Source organism: Erwinia sp. V90_4, from assembly GCF_029967685.1.
Lineage (GTDB): Bacteria > Pseudomonadota > Gammaproteobacteria > Enterobacterales > Enterobacteriaceae > Erwinia > Erwinia aphidicola.
The window spans coordinates 127,079-144,524 of record NZ_JASCAQ010000001.1; the positions used below are offsets into that span (position 1 = coordinate 127,079).

General features: G+C 56.8%; 15 protein-coding genes, 2 tRNA genes and 1 pseudogene. 14 read left to right on the plus strand and 4 right to left on the minus strand.

All coding sequences use genetic code 11. From position 1 onward, the window contains the following. Positions 1-36 precede the first annotated feature (36 nt). On the plus strand, positions 37-315 hold the full coding sequence (yccX, locus tag QLG07_RS00545; protein ID WP_282468213.1) for an acylphosphatase: 279 nt from the start codon (positions 37-39) through the stop codon (positions 313-315). Between the two features lie 2 nt (positions 316-317). On the opposite strand, the gene tusE is transcribed toward yccX, so the two are convergent. Beyond that, on the minus strand, positions 318-644 hold the full coding sequence (gene tusE / locus QLG07_RS00550; RefSeq protein WP_048916480.1) for a sulfurtransferase TusE: 327 nt from the start codon (positions 642-644) through the stop codon (positions 318-320). Positions 645-744: 100 nt separating this feature from the next. Then, positions 745-1,401, minus strand: coding sequence for an FtsH protease modulator YccA (gene yccA, locus QLG07_RS00555; protein WP_048916479.1), 657 nt, complete (start codon positions 1,399-1,401; stop codon positions 745-747). 233 nt (positions 1,402-1,634) lie between these two features. Between yccA and QLG07_RS00560 the strand changes: the two genes are divergently transcribed. Further along, positions 1,635-1,722 (plus strand) — tRNA-Ser (locus QLG07_RS00560). A 244-nt stretch (positions 1,723-1,966) separates the two neighbouring features. After that, a tRNA-Ser gene (locus QLG07_RS00565) sits at positions 1,967-2,054 on the plus strand. A 42-nt stretch (positions 2,055-2,096) separates the two neighbouring features. Here the strand turns inward: QLG07_RS00565 and QLG07_RS00570 are convergent. Then, positions 2,097-2,948, minus strand: coding sequence for a hypothetical protein (locus QLG07_RS00570; protein ID WP_282468214.1), 852 nt, complete (start codon positions 2,946-2,948; stop codon positions 2,097-2,099). 403 nt (positions 2,949-3,351) lie between these two features. On the opposite strand from QLG07_RS00570, the gene QLG07_RS00575 reads away from it, so the two are divergent. The 9 genes and pseudogenes from QLG07_RS00575 to lhgO all read left to right on the plus strand — a co-directional run. Continuing rightward, positions 3,352-3,879 (plus strand): fimbrial protein, encoded by a 528-nt coding sequence (locus tag QLG07_RS00575; RefSeq protein ID WP_282468215.1) that lies wholly within the window; start codon positions 3,352-3,354, stop codon positions 3,877-3,879. Between the two features lie 100 nt (positions 3,880-3,979). Beyond that, positions 3,980-6,493: an outer membrane usher protein gene (locus QLG07_RS00580; RefSeq protein WP_282468216.1), complete on the plus strand. Its 2,514-nt coding sequence runs from the start codon at positions 3,980-3,982 to the stop codon at positions 6,491-6,493. Positions 6,494-6,504: 11 nt separating this feature from the next. After that, positions 6,505-7,254 (plus strand): fimbria/pilus periplasmic chaperone, encoded by a 750-nt coding sequence (locus tag QLG07_RS00585; protein WP_048916475.1) that lies wholly within the window; start codon positions 6,505-6,507, stop codon positions 7,252-7,254. Continuing rightward, the gene (locus QLG07_RS00590) at positions 7,251-8,186 is read left to right on the plus strand and encodes a fimbrial protein (RefSeq protein WP_282468217.1); all 936 of its coding nucleotides are present in this window, start codon (positions 7,251-7,253) and stop codon (positions 8,184-8,186) included. The genes QLG07_RS00585 and QLG07_RS00590 overlap by 4 nt, the downstream gene beginning before the upstream one ends. Before the next feature lie 29 nt (positions 8,187-8,215). Then, entirely contained in the window at positions 8,216-8,797 is a 582-nt protein-coding gene (locus QLG07_RS00595; protein ID WP_048916473.1) for a LuxR C-terminal-related transcriptional regulator, read from the plus strand. A gap of 11 nt (positions 8,798-8,808) precedes the next feature. Beyond that, complete coding sequence (locus QLG07_RS00600; RefSeq protein WP_187498405.1) at positions 8,809-9,321, plus strand: fimbrial protein; 513 nt, start codon at positions 8,809-8,811, stop codon at positions 9,319-9,321. Positions 9,322-9,626: 305 nt separating this feature from the next. Next, complete coding sequence (agp, locus tag QLG07_RS00605; protein WP_282468218.1) at positions 9,627-11,246, plus strand: bifunctional glucose-1-phosphatase/inositol phosphatase; 1,620 nt, start codon at positions 9,627-9,629, stop codon at positions 11,244-11,246. A gap of 185 nt (positions 11,247-11,431) precedes the next feature. Continuing rightward, positions 11,432-12,391: a glutarate dioxygenase GlaH gene (gene glaH, locus QLG07_RS00610; RefSeq protein WP_282468219.1), complete on the plus strand. Its 960-nt coding sequence runs from the start codon at positions 11,432-11,434 to the stop codon at positions 12,389-12,391. Between the two features lie 26 nt (positions 12,392-12,417). Next, positions 12,418-13,605 (plus strand): annotated as a pseudogene (gene lhgO, locus QLG07_RS00615) (L-2-hydroxyglutarate oxidase); the annotation flags it as partial. Here lhgO and QLG07_RS00620 read toward each other — a convergent pair. After that, complete coding sequence (locus QLG07_RS00620) at positions 13,555-14,478, minus strand: LysR family transcriptional regulator (protein ID WP_053110435.1); 924 nt, start codon at positions 14,476-14,478, stop codon at positions 13,555-13,557. The pseudogene lhgO and the gene QLG07_RS00620 overlap by 51 nt on opposite strands. 125 nt (positions 14,479-14,603) lie before the next feature. On the opposite strand from QLG07_RS00620, the gene QLG07_RS00625 reads away from it, so the two are divergent. After that, positions 14,604-16,313, plus strand: a complete 1,710-nt coding sequence (locus QLG07_RS00625; RefSeq protein WP_282468220.1) for an acyl-CoA dehydrogenase family protein — start codon at positions 14,604-14,606, stop codon at positions 16,311-16,313. 2 nt (positions 16,314-16,315) lie between these two features. Continuing rightward, on the plus strand, positions 16,316-17,425 hold the full coding sequence (locus tag QLG07_RS00630) for a CoA transferase (RefSeq protein WP_282468221.1): 1,110 nt from the start codon (positions 16,316-16,318) through the stop codon (positions 17,423-17,425). Positions 17,426-17,446 lie beyond the last annotated feature (21 nt).

Consider the following 17,446-nt stretch of genomic DNA (forward strand, 5'->3'; position numbering starts at 1 on the left):
GTCAAAAAGCAATCGGTGATAGGCAGAGGAGGAGAAATGGCAACGATCTGTGTGCGCGTATGGGTTCATGGCAGGGTGCAGGGGGTAGGATTTCGCTACAGCACCCAGCGCGAAGCGAAGCAGCACGGGCTGAGCGGCTATGCTAAAAACCTGAATGACGGCAGTGTAGAGGTGCTGGCGTGCGGTGAACAGTCTGGAGTGGAAGCCCTGTTGGCCTGGTTGAAAGCCGGAGGACCACGCAGCGCCAGGGTGGATAAGGTGCTGACTGAACCTCACCACCCCACGCATTTTCCGCAGGGTTTCAGCACCGCTTAGCTTTACAGACACTTAGCCGGTTTGGGTAAACCGGCAATTTTGGTGGCCTGCTTTGCCGGACCTTTCGGGAACAGGCGGAAGAGATAACGGCTGTTGCCTTTCTCCTCGCCGTACTTCTGCGCCATCGCTTTTACCAGCATGCGCACCGCCGGGGAGGTATTAAACTCCAGATAAAATGCCCGCACGAAGCGCACCACTTCCCAGTGGGCCTCGCTCAGTTCGATGGACTCTTCTGCCGCCAGCGCCAGCGCCAGCGTCTCATTCCAGTCCGCAACTGATTTCAGATAGCCCTGCGCATCGCGCTCAATCTCTTTACCTTCAAACTGCACTCTCTTGCCCCACGCTATTTAACCGGCGCCCAGTTTAGCAAACTTTTAGCGGCAAAAAAAAAGCCCCGCGCTGCGGGGCTTGATGCCAACCGGTCGCGGCTTAGTTATTACGCGACATGCCGAGCAGGCTCAGCAGGCTGACGAAGATGTTATACAGCGACACATACAGGCTCACGGTGGCGCGAATATAGTTGGTTTCGCCGCCGTGAATGATGTTGCTGGTCTCCCACAGGATCGCACCGGCAGAGAACAGAACAAACAGCACGCTGATCGCCAGGTGCAGAGCAGGGATGTTGAGGAACAGGTTGGCGACAACAGCCACCAGCAGCACCACAAAGCCGGCCATCATCATGCCGGAAAGGAATGACATATCCTTGCGCGTGGTCAGCACATAGGCAGAACAGCAGAAGAACACCAGCGCGGTGCCGCCCAGTGCCAGGCCGATCACATCGCCCATGCCGGCAGACAGGAAGCTGTTTAGAATCGGGCCAAGGCTATAACCGAGGAAGCCAGTGAAGGCAAACGCCGCCAGGATGCCGGCCGGGCTGTTAGCCAGACGGTAGGTCAGGAACATCAGGCCGTAAAAACCGACCAGCATCAGGATCAGTCCCGGTGCCGGTAGGGCATATACGGTGCTCAGCGTGGCGGTGAGCGCGGAAAATGCCAGCGTCAGGCCGAGCAGGAAATAGGTGTTGCGCAGAACTTTGTGCGTGCTGAGCAGCGAGCTTTCACGTGTGCTTGAAACGATGCGATCCATAAAACACCTCTTCTGGGTCACTAAAAAATGGCGATGGTAATATAGCAGCGAGAATAAGGAGCACAGCGCAGCGGGGAAAGGCGTTTTACCCTTCTTTACGCGCTAAAACGCTGATTCCGTGAGCAGGCTGGTGATAATCTCAACAAACAGCTGTCGATTGACGTTTTTTCACGCGATTGAAACAAAAGCCACTTTACAAGCTCTACGGGGATGTTTATAGTGCGCCCCATTGTGGAAGCGTGGCCGAGTGGCTGAAGGCACCGGTCTTGAAAACCGGCGACGGGAAACCGTTCTAGAGTTCGAATCTCTACGCTTCCACCACCAAATTCAAACGGGTTAGCGAAAGCTAGCCCGTTTTGCTATGCGCGCAATAAACAGACCGACCCACGCCTCTCTCTGCTGCTTTCTTATCCATTTTGCTACGCGTTGCTGGTTTTTCCGGCAAACGAACACAAATGCTCACAAAATCAACAAAGTAGATAAAAATAGTCTTGGCAAATGCGCAAACACCCCCTATACTGCGCCCCATCAGTTAGCGAGACACGTCTCAACAGCTGGTACGTGTGGAAGCGTGGCCGAGTGGCTGAAGGCACCGGTCTTGAAAACCGGCGACGGGAAACCGTTCTAGAGTTCGAATCTCTACGCTTCCACCATCAAATTCAGAACCCCGGGCTTAACAGTCCGGGGTTTTTTGTTTAGCGCATTCCAGCCAGTCCGTGCTCCACGGTGGCCAGATAGATGCAGAAGTAATCTTTAACCATCTCGATAAACGTTGGTGACAACGTCAGGTCATTGGCACCTTCTTCGATCTTCAGCAAGCCAATCTCTTCAGCGGCCTGCAGGCAGCGCCGGATATGCGAGCGGGAAACGCCGCAGCAGAATGCCGATTTCAAAATATTGAATTTGATGGTCAGGCTCTGCTGCTTAATGGTTTCCAGATAAAGATTAAACATCATCATATGCCCGCCGTCGCGGCTGAGAAACTCAGCGCTGCCGGGCACCATATCGTGGATAAACAGACGGTTAAGCGTGATCTCCGCATAAGTACGGAAAAATTCAGGCACGAAATTTTTGTGCTGCTGATAAAATTCAAGGTCAAAAGAGTCGGTCAGCATCGCGCAGGGGATAATCATGGTGTTGATCATACGCTGCGTTTCTGCCAGCGCCTTCGGCGTTGGCTTATAATTCAGTTTGCGCTTATCTTCACTGTCGCGATAAACCTCCAGTCTTCCTCCAACCCGCAGAAAAAGCAGGAATGAATCCAGAGAGTTACTGCTGAAAAGATCGTTACTGATACAAAAGCGTTTTACATCTTTAAAGGTACTGCTTTTACGAATGTAGTAGATGCCGAGTATTGCCGATCCGACAATAAATCGATTCGCTTTAAATAGCGTTTTGAAGTAAAGCGGATTAGTTAAGTACAGCTTAAGTAAAAGCTCATAATGACACTGGATCGCGTCATTGAGTTCCTCTCGTGCTTTGTACTCTTCAGCTTTGCATTTTAGCTTTTTTTCTAATTCTGGCTTCTTTTTGCTTATAAAAGGCATATATCACTTCCTTAGTTATATTATCTTCCGTGGTGTAAGAATTATCTTATTTTGCTATTTCGACTCTGTCAACCGAAGCGGGGTTTTTTTACTTATTTTAACATGACTAAGTGTTAATAGTAGCCGTAAAACATTTGTATTACATGCACTTAAGTTGCGTAAGATCTTTCTTAATTGCCAATATTTCTGGCTGGGTAATCTTAGGCCTTCGTAACATATTGTTTTTGATCTGATTTAAATTAACAACAAAAATGGACAGTGACTTGGGTAGTGGACTGATTAGTATTGCCTCGCTTTTAAAGGAATACCGGGGATGAGGTGGTCGATTATTGTAATTAATAACCGACGGCACTTTCATGACGAGGCTCATTCTTTCAGTTAAATATCAGTCAAGGACAATTAAATGGAAATCAAAAAAATCACCGCTGTTGCACTGTTCGCTATGGCCACTACTGGCGTCGCTCATGCAGCCGATCAGGGCAACGGTAAAGTCACCTTTTACGGTTCAATCGTCAATGCTCCCTGCTCAATCGCACCAGGTGTGGACGATCAAAAAATTCCATTGGGTCAGGTCTCTAATTCGGACCTGGCGAACGGTGGCGAGCAGAAAGCCGTCGACTTCACCATCGATCTGCAGAACTGTGACGATGCAACCAAGCACACGGTAACCGCGACCTTCACCGGTATGGCGGGCGTTGATGGCCGTCTCGGTATCACCGGGGAAGCGAAAGGCGCCAGTATTTTACTGCGCGACGGCAGCGGTAAGAAAATCGAGCTGGGCACGCCAACCACCGCACAGACGTTAAACGGTAACGCGAACACGCTGCAGTTTACCGCCGCCCTGAAGGGTGATGGCACCAAAGATGCGCCAGTTGAGATTGGCACCGGTGCATTTACGGCAGTGACTAACTTTACACTGGCCTATCAGTAATTCACCTCCGCCAGATAAATAACAGAGCGCCTGCAATAGCAGGCGCTATTTATCGCCCGTTGAGCATCAACCAGTGACGATTTGTGGGACCATGGGAAAAATGACCTTTACAATCAAATCGCCAGCATTCCTGGTTATTTCCATTTTTCTGGCGCTAAGTTCAACTTTGAATAGGGTTCATGCTGAAGATATTCAGTTTAACACCGATCTTTTAGACGTCGACGATCGTAATAATATTGACGTCACTAATTTTGCGCGCAAAGGCTACATTATGCCTGGCCGCTATACCCTTAATGTCCGGCTGAACGGTGACGCACTGGGCGACCGCAGCGTGGATTTTTACACCCCAAAAGAGCATCCCGATGAGAGCCTTCCCTGCCTGACCCCGCAGCTGGTGGATGAACTGGGTCTGAAATCGGCGGCGACCGATGCCCTTAAATGGTGGCACGGCGGCGAATGTCTGGCAACCAGCAGCCTGGCAGGAACGCTGGTGCGCGGCGAGCTGGCTAACTCGACGCTGTCGATCAGTATGCCGCAGGAGTTTTTGCAGTATCAGTCCGCCAACTGGGACCCGCCCTCGCGCTGGGATAACGGCATTCCCGGGCTGCTGTTTGACTACAACCTCAATACCCAGGCGCGCTTTAACGCCCACTCCGGCGACCAGCGCAGCCTGAGCGGCTCCGGTGTCGCGGGTGCCAATGCCGGCCCCTGGCGTTTGCGTGCTGACTGGCAGGGGCGGCGCGACAGCCAGCGTGGTGAAACGCGCAGCAGCTTTGACTGGACGCGCTATTACGCCTACCGCGCGCTGCCGCAGCTGGGGGCCAAGCTGACGCTGGGCGAGGATTATCTGGTCTCCGATATTTTTGACAGCTTTCGCTTTGCTGGCGCCAGCGTGGTAACCGACAGCAATATGCTGCCGCCCAACCTGCGCGGTTATGCACCGGAAGTGACGGGCGTCGCCCGTACCAATGCCCGCGTGGTGGTGATGCATCAGGGCCGCGTGCTCTATCAGTCCCAGGTCGCTGCCGGGCCATTTCGCATTCAGGATATTGATGATTCAGTGATTGGCGAACTGGATGTGCGGGTGGAGGAAGAAGACGGCACGGTGCAGACCTTCACGCTCAATACCGCGACGGTGCCTTATCTGACGCGCCCGGGACAGGTACGCTACAAAATGGCGCTGGGCCGACCGGTAAACTGGCAGCACGCGGCCAACGGACCGGAATTTGCCAGCGCGGAGTTCTCGTGGGGAGTCAACAACGGCTGGTCGCTGTACGGCGGCGCAATTGGCAGCGATAAATACCAGGCGCTGGCCGGCGGTATCGGTCGCGATCTGCTGGCATTTGGCGCGATGTCGTTTGACGTCACACACTCAATGGCGCAGCTGGCGACGGGGGAGTCGCGCGCGGGAAATTCCTATCGCCTGAGCTACTCAAAGCGTTTTGATGATTACGGCAGCCAGGTGACCTTTGCCGGTTATCGCTTCTCTGAAAGCCAGTTCATGACCATGGACGAGTTCCTGGATGCGCAATCGCAGCGGGACCGCACCAGCAACAGCCGCGAGATGTATATGGTAACGCTGGCACAGGATATTCGCCCGCTGGCCGCCAGCGTGCAGCTGAGCTATAACCGGCAAACCTGGTGGGACAAGCCCGATACGGAACGTTTTAGCCTGGCCATGTCACGCTATTTTGATCTGATGGAGTGGCGCAATCTCAGCCTTTCGCTCTCCGCCTGGCGCAACCGGGATAATCAGAGCAGTGACAAAGGGCTCTATTTATCGCTCTCGCTACCTTTTGGCGACAATAAGACCATCAGCTACAGCGGTTCAACCGGGCGTGATAACAACACTCAGCAGGTCAATTATTATCAGCGGCTGAATAATAGCGACAGCTATAGCCTGAGCGCCGGCAGCAGTAATAACAGTGCTGCGATGGCGGGATATTACATTCATGAAGGTAATGCCGGCCAGATGACCGCCAGTGCCAATATTCAGCCGGATAATTATCAGGCGTTTGGCGCCACGATGAAAGGGGGCATAAGTGCCACAACTGAGGGCATGGCGCTACACCGTCAGAATAGTCCTGGCGGCACGCGCTTATTACTGGATACCGACGGCGTGGCGGATATTCCGGTGAAATCAACTTCAGGCACGGCCCGCAGTAATCGCTTTGGCAAAATGGTTATTTCCGACGTCAGCAGCTATTACCGCAACCAGGTAGGCATTGATATTAACCGATTACCTGAAAATGCCGAAGTCACCTCCTCAATGGTGCGGGTAACCCTGACCGAGGGGGCCATCGGCTACCGGCACTTTTCCGTGCTGGCAGGGCAGAAGGCTATGGCGGTTATCCGCCTGGCTGATGGGAGCTTCCCGCCTTTTGGTGCGCAGGTATTTAACGCGCGCCAGCAGGAAGTGGGGCTGGTCGCTGATGGTGGCAGTGTGTACCTCAGCGGGCTGCAGTCCGGGCAACAGATGTCAGTGCACTGGGATGGAAAAACGCAGTGCACGCTGACGCTACCGCAGCTGGATTCAGCATCGCTGGCGAACCTGCTGCTGCCTTGCTTCAAAGCCGTAGCTAAAAACACCGAACTTTCGCAGGCTGCAAAATAAAGGAACAGTAAATGAAATCATTAATCAAGCCGGCTGCGCTAAAAACCATCGCGGCCACCACTCTGTTTATCTCCTCATTCTCATGGGGCGCTATCGCACTGGACCGCACGCGCATTATTATGGATGCCGATAATCCCTCCGTCAGCCTGACTGTCACCAATGAGAGTCAGCGTTTACCCTATCTGGCGCAGGGGTGGCTGGAAAACGAGCATGGAGAGAAAATAACCACGCCCTTAACTGTCTTACCACCGGTTCAGCGCATTGAGCCGGGCGAAAAAAGCCAGGTTAAAATCCAGTCGCTTCCCAGCGCTAATTTACTGGCGCAGGATAAAGAGACACTTTTTTATTTCAATCTGCGCGAGATCCCACCGCGCGCCGATAAGCCGAATACTTTGCAAGTGGCGCTGCAAACCAAAATAAAGCTGTTTTACCGCCCGGCATCGCTGCAGCTGTCACCAGGTGCCTATGCCAATCCGGTACAGCTGCAGGTCAGACTGACGCGCGTTGGCGATGATTACCGTATTGAAAACCCGACGGGATACTACATCACCTTCGTCGGAGCCAGCCGCCATGAGGGGGAAGAGTCGGTCCGCGGGTTTGCGCCGCTGATGGTCGGCCCGCGGCAGAATGTGATGCTGGGCGGCAGCGCGGCAGCGCTGGGAGATGCCCCGGTGCTGCAGTACGTTAATGATTTTGGCGGACGCGTCGCGCTGCACTTCCGTTGTCAGGCGGGCAGCTGCAGGGCGGTGGCTAAATCATGAGGCGGGCACTGGTTCTGCTGCTGGTGCTGCTGCTGCCGCTGCACGCGCTGGCATTTGAGTGTATCGACAAGCGCGATGGCAAACCGTTTGATGCGGTGGGGCAGCGCAACATTGACGTCACCGTCAATCTGTCACCAGAGATTATTATTGGCGACGTGGTGGTGTTTGACCTCTCGGACACTTTCACCTGCCGCAATACTAACCCCAGAGTCTATGTCGACTATATGCGCCTTAACTCGGGGACCTATCAAACTTCGCTGGATCAGTCATTCAGCAGCGGACTGGAGGTTAACGGCACCCGCTATCTTAATCCGATCAACTCGGCGATTACCATATTCGAGCTGCGCGACGGCAACTGGCACGATCTGCAGGTAAAAGCCTTTTACCAGTTAAAGAACAGCCCGGGGCGCGGCGTGTTTATCAAGGCCGGGACGGTGGTCGCCAGCATGCAGATGTACAAATGGAGTACGCCAGCGGGCGGGGTGTTTACCGCCAACTGGCGCATTCTTGCCGCCAACGATGCCTATTACACCGCCGGCACCTGCGAGATCAACAACAGCCAGGACATTAATATCGATTTTGGCTTTGTCGCCCGCAATCAGCTGACGCAAAGCGCCAGTCTCAGTCCGTTCAGGCAGCAGGTGAATATTCCCTATCGGTGTAAAGACACCAGTGACTGGGCGGTGAAGCTGACGCTGTCGGCGGATGCCAGCAGCTTCTCCTCGCAGGCAATCAAAACCACCAACCCCGATTTGGGGGTAGAGCTGTACCACGACGGCCAGCTGATCAAGCCTTTCGACAGCATCAACAGCCGTATCGTAAACGGTATCGGCAGCGACGATTTCACCTTTGCTCTGGTGAGGTCGGGCAATGCTCAGGTGGCGACCGGCGAGTTTAACGCCACCGCGATATTAGTGATGAGCCTGCAGTAGGGGCCGGAACGCTGGAACAAGGATGCACTATGACCGACCGTGCTTATATTACCGTCATGATGTTGGACAGTGACCGCTATTTTCAGGAGGGCGTAGTGCAGGTGCTGAAGAATCAGCTGCCGCACACGGTGGTCAGGCACAGCGCACAACTTCAGGGCAACGTCGATCTGCTGATCGCCGGGTGTGACGCGGTTTCGCTCTGTGCCGCGCAGCATTTCGCCGCAAGCATGTCGCCGCACGGCCAGCTGATCACCATCACCGATACCGCGCAACAGCGCTGGCAGTCGTTACCGCCGCTGCTGCAGGCCTGCCCGCAGTGGCTGTTGCATCGTCGCCAGTCGGAGGCCCAGCTGGCAGCGCTTTTGCGCCGGGTTATGCCGCCCGATACCCGGCTTATCATGATAGTCGACCCGCGTGCGCACAGTGAAGAGAAGCTGACGCCGCGGGAAAAAACGCTGATCGAACTGCTGCGCGTTAATGCGACACCGCACCAGATAGCGAGGTGTATGGCGCTGCATCCGAAAACGGTCAGCACCTATAAACGGTCGGTAATGCACAAGCTGGGGATGCAGAAGAATCTGGAGCTGTATCACTGGTTACTTTATTCATAAGGATGCAAATCATGAGCGGATACAGGCAGTGGCTGTGGGCTATCATGCTGGCGGCGAGCGGCGCCGTGGCGGCGGATAACAGTAATGGGTTCGGTAAAATTAATATGCGCGGGGTGGTGATCGATGCGCCCTGTTCGCTTGCACCGGAGTCGGCCAGCCTGGAAGTGGACTTCGGCCAGCTAAGCAGCGCCGCGTTGCGTAACGGGCGCGAATCTCAATCCGAAGAGTTCGTGCTCATTTTGCAACGCTGTTCCAGCATGCTGAAAAATCAGGTGCGCGTCACTTTTCAGGGGACCGCCTATTCAGACGGCCTGTTTGCAGTCGGCAGCGGCAACGAATCGATCGGACTGGTCCTGCGCGACCGTAATGGGCAATCGGTATTAAATAACCAGCCGGTTGCCTGGCAGCGCATTAATGATGGCGATAATAAGCTGGTTTTTTCTGCGGCAGTGAAAGGGCGCGCGGCCACCATCGATACGGGGACTTTTCAGGCCCAGGTATTATTCCTGATTGAGTACAACTGAAGCTGAATAAAAGCGCTTATCACCGTGCTTAACGTCTTCTGTTTTGCCCGACATCCTGCTATTTTCATGCGAGGTGGTGATGATTAGAGCATTCCTAAAAACATCCTGTTTCTTTTCAATCCCCTGAAGCCACTAAACCGCCGGGGTCAGAGTCTGCTATATTCTCAATATCAATGACTAAACCCAGTCTCTGGCCTTATCTTGAGAGCGGTGGTGGTGAGTCAGCGCAGCGCGCTGCTCTTCTTTCTGCGCTGCAGGTTTTTGCCGGCCGGTAAGTTCACCCTTTGAATCAATGGAATAAATAGATGATCAACAAGTTCAGTCTCTGCGCGTTAGCGGTTTACTCCGCACTCTCCGGTGCTTCTGCCTGGGCTGCCGACGGCGATTATCAGCTGGAACAGGTGCTAATGATGAGCCGCCATAACCTGCGCGCCCCGCTGGCAGATAACGGCAGCGTACTGGCGCAGGCCACTAAAAAAGCCTGGCCGAAATGGGAAGTTCCGGGCGGCCAGCTGACCACCAAGGGTGGGGTGCTCGAAGTTTACATGGGGCGTTATACCCGCGAATGGCTGGCGCAGCAGGGGCTGGTGAAAGAGGGCGAATGCCCATCTTCTGACGACATTTACGCCTATGCCAACAGCCTGCAGCGCACCGTTGCCACCGCGCAGTTCTTTATTACCGGCGCTTTCCCGGGCTGTGATATTCCGGTTTCGCATCAGGATGAGATGGGCAGCATGGACCCGGTATTTAATCCGGTGATCACCAACGACAGTGAAGAGTTCAACAAGCAGGCGCTGGCGGCAATCAATGCCGAAGGCGAAAAGCTGGCCCTGAAGCCGGCCTTCCAGCGTCTGGAAAAAATCATCGATTATAAAAACTCCGCGGCTTGCAACGGTAAGAAGCAGTGCGACCTTTCCAGCACCAATCAGAACCAGTTCAGCGCTGATAATGGCAAAGAGCCAAATGTTTCCGGCCCGCTGAAGGTGGGTAACTCGCTGGTGGATGCCTTCACGCTGCAGTATTACGAAGGTTTCCCAATGGAGCAGGTGGCCTGGGGGCAGATCAAAACGCCTGAGCAGTGGCAGGAGCTGGCCGCGATTAAAAATGGTTATCAGGATGCGCTGTTCACCTCCCCGGCCGTCGCGCACGAAGTCGCCGCGCCGCTGGTGGACTACATTCGCAGCATGCTGGTCGACCAGGATAAAGCCAGCGCGCCTAAAGTGACGCTGATGGTGGGGCACGACTCCAACATTGCTTCACTGCTGACCGCTTTGGATTTCAAACCGTATGACCTGCCGGGCCAGAATGAGCAGACGCCAATCGGTGGCATGGTGCAGTTCCAGCGCTGGCACGACAAGAAAAATGACAAGGAGCTAGTCAAAGTGGAGTACGTCTACCAGACATCCGGCCAGCTGCGTGATGCAGAGCCGCTGTCGCTGGACAATCCACCGAAGCGCGTCACGCTGCAGATGGCCGGTTGCCCGACCGATGCCAACGGCTTCTGCTCGTGGGATAAGTTTACCGAAGTGCTGAACACGGCACTGCAGGGCACGCCGCTGCAGGTTGCTACCCCGGCTGCTGCTGCGCCTGCTGCCGATGCCAAACCGGCCGACGAGAAAGCCGTAGTAAACAAAGCCCTGGCCGATAAAGCGGCCGCGGATAAGGCCGCAGCGGAAAAGGCAGCGCAGGCGAAAGCATCAGCTGAAAAAGCAGCGGCAGACAAAGCCGCTGCGGAAAAGGCCGCGAAAGAGAAGGCCGCAGCCGACAAAGCTGCCGCAGACGCCGGCAAAGCCACTGCCGACAAAGCTGCTGCCGACAAGGCAACGGCGGATAAAGCCGCCAGTGACAAAGCCACGGCAGAGAAAACCTCCCCTGGCGCGGCAGAGACTAAACCCGCCCCGGCGGCGGCCCCTGCGGCCAACTGATGTAGCCGAGAGTGTGACAACAGGCCAGCAGCTAGTGCTGGCCTTTTTTTTTCTCCGCTGGGCAAATGCTGCCGCCAGCGCTTAGGCATTTAACGTCTCTCCTCAGTGTAAGCAGCGATATACCCTGATTTTGTTGTTCATCAGGTGCTATGGCACCCGACTTAACGAATCAGGAGACTCATTCAATGACCCGCTCAACCAGCTATGGTGAGATTCAGCCTGGCGAGCACAAAACGCTTATCCCAGGCGTAACGCTCTCTGACTCTCACTGCTCTTCCCGCTTACTTCTCCTCACCTTCAACGAAGAGATCACCCAGGCTTTTCTACAGGCAGCGCGCACCTTGCCGGTTCAGGCGCTGGAGTACAAATCGATGTTGCGCTTTCACCTTGGCAAGCTGCTGGACGATCTCTGCGGCAATCAGCTGCGGTCGCTGCTGAGTCGCACCCTGCAGTCGCGCGAGCAGGGGGCACTGTTAATCAATGCGCAAGGGTTGATCAGCGTTGACCGGGCAGAGGATATGGTCCGTCTGGCCACGGCGATCGCGCATCTGATTGGCCGCGCAAATTTCGACTCGATGAGCGGACAGTACTACGCACGCTTTGTGGTGAAAAACAGCGACGATTCCGACAGCTACCTGCGTCAGCCGCACAAGCCGCTGGAGCTGCATAATGACGGCACCTACGTGGATGAACCGACGGATTTTGTGCTGATGATGAAAATCGACGAGCAAAATATGCAGGGCGGTGAGTCGATTCTGCTGCACCTTGATGACTGGGCGCAGCTCGACAGCTGGTTCAGCCATCCGCTGGCGCGGCGTACGATGCGCTGGTCGGCACCGCCCAGTAAAAATACGCCGCACAGCGTTTACCACCCGGTATTTGGCGTGGACGAACGCGGCCGGCCGGTGATGCGCTACATTGACCAGTTTGTTCAGCCAAAAGATTTTACCGAGGGCAACTGGCTGACCGCGCTGTCGGACTCGCTGGAAAACAGCGGAGGTAAAATCTACGTTCCGGTGCCGGTGGGCAGCATGCTGTTGATCAACAATCACTTCTGGCTGCACGGGCGCGATAAATTCCTGCCGCATCCGGCGTTACGGCGCGAGCTGCTGCGCCAGCGCGGTTACTTCACACCGGTGCTGTAATCGTCGGGCAGGGAGGGCTGCGCACAATGTATGATTTCGTGATTGTTGGCGGGGGCATTATCGGGATGTCGACGGCTATGCAGCTGATGACCGCCTATCCGGATGCGCGGATAGCGGTGCTGGAGAAGGAGACCGGGCCAGCCCAGCACCAGACCGGTCACAACAGTGGCGTGATCCACGCGGGGGTCTATTACACGCCGGGCAGCCTGAAGGCGCGCTTCTGCCTGGCCGGTAATCAGGCGACCAGGAAATTCTGCTCACGCCATCAAATTCCCTGGCAGGCATGTGGAAAAATAGTTGTCGCCACAACGCCGCTTGAGATGGATCGCATGGCAACCCTGTGGAAGCGTTCGGCGGCAAACGGGCTGCAGCGGGAGTGGCTGAATGCAGAACAGCTGCAAGAGAGGGAGCCAAATATTGTTGGCCTCGGCGGCATTCTGGTGCCCGCCAGCAGTATTGTTGACTACCGCCAGGTCACGGTTACGATGGCTGAGATATTCACCCGCCGGGGCGGTGAAATTATCTATCAGGCTGAGGTCACGGCGCTGCATGAGGAGAGCCAAAGCGTGGCGATCACCACGGCGCGCAGCGAGTTCAGCTCACGCTATCTGATCGCCTGCTCAGGGCTGATGGCCGACCGGCTGGTGGCTATGCTGGGGATCGATGCGGGTTTTATCATCTGTCCGTTCCGCGGCGAATATTTCCGTCTTGCCAGCCAGCACAACCAGATTGTTAACCATCTTATCTATCCGGTGCCCGACCCTGCGGTGCCGTTTCTCGGCGTTCACCTGACGCGGACGATTGAGGGTAGCGTCACCGTCGGCCCCAATGCGGTGCTGGCCATGCAGCGGGAAGGCTATCACAAACTTGATTTCAGCTGGCGCGATGTCCGGCAAATGGCGGCCTATCCGGGAATGCGCAAAATGCTGCGCAGGCACTTTCAGGCGGGCGTGCAGGAGATGAAAAATTCACTCTACAAAAGTGGCTATTTGCGGCTGGTGCAGCGCTATTGCCCCACTCTAAAACAGCAGGACCTGCTGCCGCATCCGGCGGGCGTGCGCGCCCAGGCAGTCACGCGTGAAGGGGAGCTTATCGACGACTTTCTGTTCGTCAGCACTGCCCGCACCCTTCACGTCTGCAACGCGCCGTCGCCTGCTGCCACCTCAGCCCTGCCGATCGGCGAGCATATCGTCAGCCGGATTAAGGCGCTGGTGGGGTAGCCGCAGCATCGCGATCAGTGCGGAGAGCAGCGGCCGTTGTTCAGCGCTGTTCCAGACGCAGAGCGAGGGCAACAGCAGCGAACTCTGCGGCAGCGGGCAATAGCTGACGCCGGCCATCGCGGTAAAACGCAGGCTGGCGGGGACCAGTGCGATACCGCAACCGCGCGCCACCAGCGCCACGACGCCCAGCCAGTGGCGTGCCTCCCAGCGCGTGTCGGGCTCAATATCTGCGGCCAGCAATACTGACTGAATGCGGTCGTAATAACGCGGGGAAAATCGGCGCGCGAAGAGGATAAACGGCTCCTCTTTGAGCTGGTTGAGCGCCAGCTCACCGGCAGCTGCCAGCGGATGCTGCACCGGTAAGCAGAGTGCCAGCCTGTCGTGGGAAAAACGCAGTGAGGAGAGGCCTGCGGGCAGGGGGGAAGTATGAATAAACCCCACGTCCAGGCTGCCGTGAGCCAGCTCGCTTAGCTGGTTGCAGGTATTGAGCTCGCGCATACTCAACTGCATCCCCGCGTGGCGCTGCTGAAACTGCTGCATCAGCTCGGGCAGTCCCTGATAGAGCAGCGCGCCGACATAACCGATACGCAGATGGCCGGTCACCCCGTGCGCCACGTTTTGCACCTCAAGTAGCATGCTTTCCATCCGGTCCAGCAGCGCCTGGGCCGCAGGGATCAGTGCCTTACCTGCGGCAGTCAGCCGCACCTGCTGGTGGCTGCGTTCAAACAATTTTGCCCCGATCGACTCCTCCAGCTGGCGAATGCTGACGCTCAGCGGCGGCTGTGAAATAGCCAGACGCAGGGCGGCACGGCCAAAATGCAGCTCCTCGGCCAGCACCAGAAAATAGTGTAAACGACGAGTATCCATAAGCGGCAGTTCACTCCTCCGGTGGCGACATCATCTGAATACAGTATCAGCCGATACAGCGTCGGTATTGGACAAAGCTGCGCCATTTGCCAACAGTGGTCCTCAGACAACGCAATGGAGGTCACATGTCTCTCTTCAATTCTCAAGCGGAAAACATTCCGGATCGTCACGACGTCAATCTGTTTACCAGCGACACCACGCTTCAGGCTCTCCTGCCGCTTTATCTCTCTGACGCACTGCGCAAACAGCTGCATGCCCGGCTGCAAACGCTGGGGGCACTGGCCGGGGGGCGGCTGAATACACTTGCCGAGAGCGCCGATAAAAATCCACCGCAGCTGAAGATGCGCAGCCGCACCGGCAGCGACCGGCAGAGCATCATCAAGCACCCGGCGTATAGCGAAATGGAACAGCTTGCTTTTGGTGACTTTGCCATGGCGGCGCTCTCACACCGCGCCGATCTTCCCGGCTGGCCGGGGCCCTGCCCGCCGCTGGTGAAATACCTGTTTACCTATCTGTTCGTGCAGGCCGAATTTGGTCTGATGTGCCCGGTTTCGATGACCGACTCGCTGGCGCGCACGCTGAAAAAGTTTGGCTCGCCGATGCTGACGCAGCGTTATCTGCCGCGCCTGACCTCCCTGGATGCCGCAACGCGCCTGCAGGGAGCGATGTTTATGACCGAGCAGGACGCAGGTTCTGATATTGCCGCCACCACCGCGCTGGCGGTGCCAGCGCAAGATCACTATCTGCTGTATGGCGAAAAGTGGTTCTGCTCGAACCCTGACGCCGGGCTGGCGATGGTGCTGGCACGTATTGAGGGCGCTCCCGGGGGGATAAAAGGGGTGTCGCTGTTTCTGCTGCCGCGCACGCTGGAGGGGGGAGCCGCCAACGCCTACCGAATTCTGCGGCTGAAAGATAAGTTGGGCACGCGCTCGATGGCCAGCGGAGAGATCCGGCTGGAAGGTGCCCAGGCCTGGCTGGTGGGTGAGGCAGGTCGTGGCTTTGTACAGATGGCGGATATGATTAACAACTCGCGCCTGTCAAACGGCGTGCGCTCCGCCGGGCTGATGCAGCGGGCGGTCAGCGAAGCGTTCTACATCGCCCGGCAGCGGCGTGCCTTCGGCAAAACGCTGATTGAGCAGCCGCTGATGCGGCGCCAGCTGCTAAAAATTTTACTGCCTTGTGAGCAGGCGCGCAGCATGGTGCTGCAGAGCGCAGAGATACTGCGCCGGGCTGACGGCGGTGATAAACAGGCTTACGCGCTGCTGCGTATTCTGACGCCGCTGATTAAGTTTCGCGCCTGCCGCGATGCGCGTAAGGTCACCGCAGATGCCATGGAGGTGCGCGGCGGCTGCGGTTATATCGAAGAGTGGGGCGACCCACGCCTGTTCAGGGATGCGCAGCTTGGCTCGATCTGGGAAGGGACCAGCAACATTGTGGCGCTGGACGTGCGGCGCGCCATTCTGCGGGAGCAGTCGCTGGAGGCGCTGGCGCCCTGGCTGGCGCACTACCTGTCTGAGGCAAAGCTGGGCAGCGAGCTGCAGCAGCAGTTTGCCGCAGCGCAGGAACAGGTGTGGGCGCTGGCCGCAGCGAGCGCTCAACCCGAGGGCACGGCGCTGGCCCGTGCCGCAGCCAGCGGACTCTATCATTTCATCAGTGCGGTCATCATGGCGTGGGAGAGCCAGCAGGCCGGGCTGCCGGCCAGACGCCAGCTTGCCCAGCTAATCCTTATTCATAAGCTGCTGCCGCATAACCCGCTGGGCCGTGATGCAGCGATGGCGCCTGAGGTTGAAGCGCAGCTGCTGGCCGACGTCGGCGATGCCGGGCGGGAGCAATAGCCATGACGGCGTTAACCACAGGTTCACTGGCGGGGATCCGCGTTATCGATCTCTCGCGCGTGCTGGGGGGGCCCTGGTGCGGCCAGCTGCTGGGCGATCACGGTGCCGACGTGATAAAAGTCGAGCCGCCGCAGGGCGATGAAACCCGCCGCTGGGGGCCGCCTTTCAAACAGGGGGTGGCGGCGTACTACCTGGGTCTTAACCGCAATAAACGCAGCGGTCCGTCTCTGGATTTATCGCAGCAGAGCGGGCGCGAAACGCTGTTTGAGCTGCTGGCCGATGCGGATGTGCTGATTGAAAACTTCAAGGCCGGCACGATGGAGAGGTGGGGAATAGGCTATGAGAGCCTGGCAAGGCGCTTTCCGCGCCTGATCCACTGCCGCGTGTCGGGTTTTGGTGGCGATGGTCCGCTCGGCGGATTAGTCGGCTATGACGCCGCGCTACAGGCGATGAGCGGCATAATGAGCGTCAACGGCGAAGCAGACAGCGGTGGCGTACGCGTCGGGATACCGATAGTCGACCAGTCTGCCGGGATGAATGCGGCCATCGGTATTCTGCTGGCGCTGTTTGAGCGCACCCGCAGCGGGCTGGGGCAGTTTATTGAAGCCAGCCTGTATGATACCGCGCTCTCGATGCTGCATCCCTATTCGACTAACTGGCTCACCAGCCAGCAGCCGCCGCAGCGCAGCGGCAATGCCCATATCAGCGTCTATCCCTATGACGTTTTCCCAACGGGTGGCGTGGCGGTATTTATTGGCGCAGGCAACGATAGACAGTTTCACACGCTGTGTGAATGCCTGCAGGCGCCCGAACTGGCAGACGATGAGCGCTTTGCTACCCCTGCCGCGCGCTCGGTAAACCGGCGGCAGCTGCGCACTTTACTGATTGCGCAGCTGGCTGGCTATGACGGAGCCGAATTTTCAGAGCAGCTGCTAAGGGCGGGGGTGCCCAGCGCGCCGCTGCTCACGGTTGATGCCGCCCTGTCACATCCGCACACCCTCCACCGTAAGATGATCATCCGTATCGGTGACGGCTATTGTGGCGTCGCCTCGCCGATTAAGCTCAGCCGCACCCCGGCCAGCTATCGCCTGGCGCCGCCGATAAAGGCGTAAGCTAATGATAACGGGAGGTAA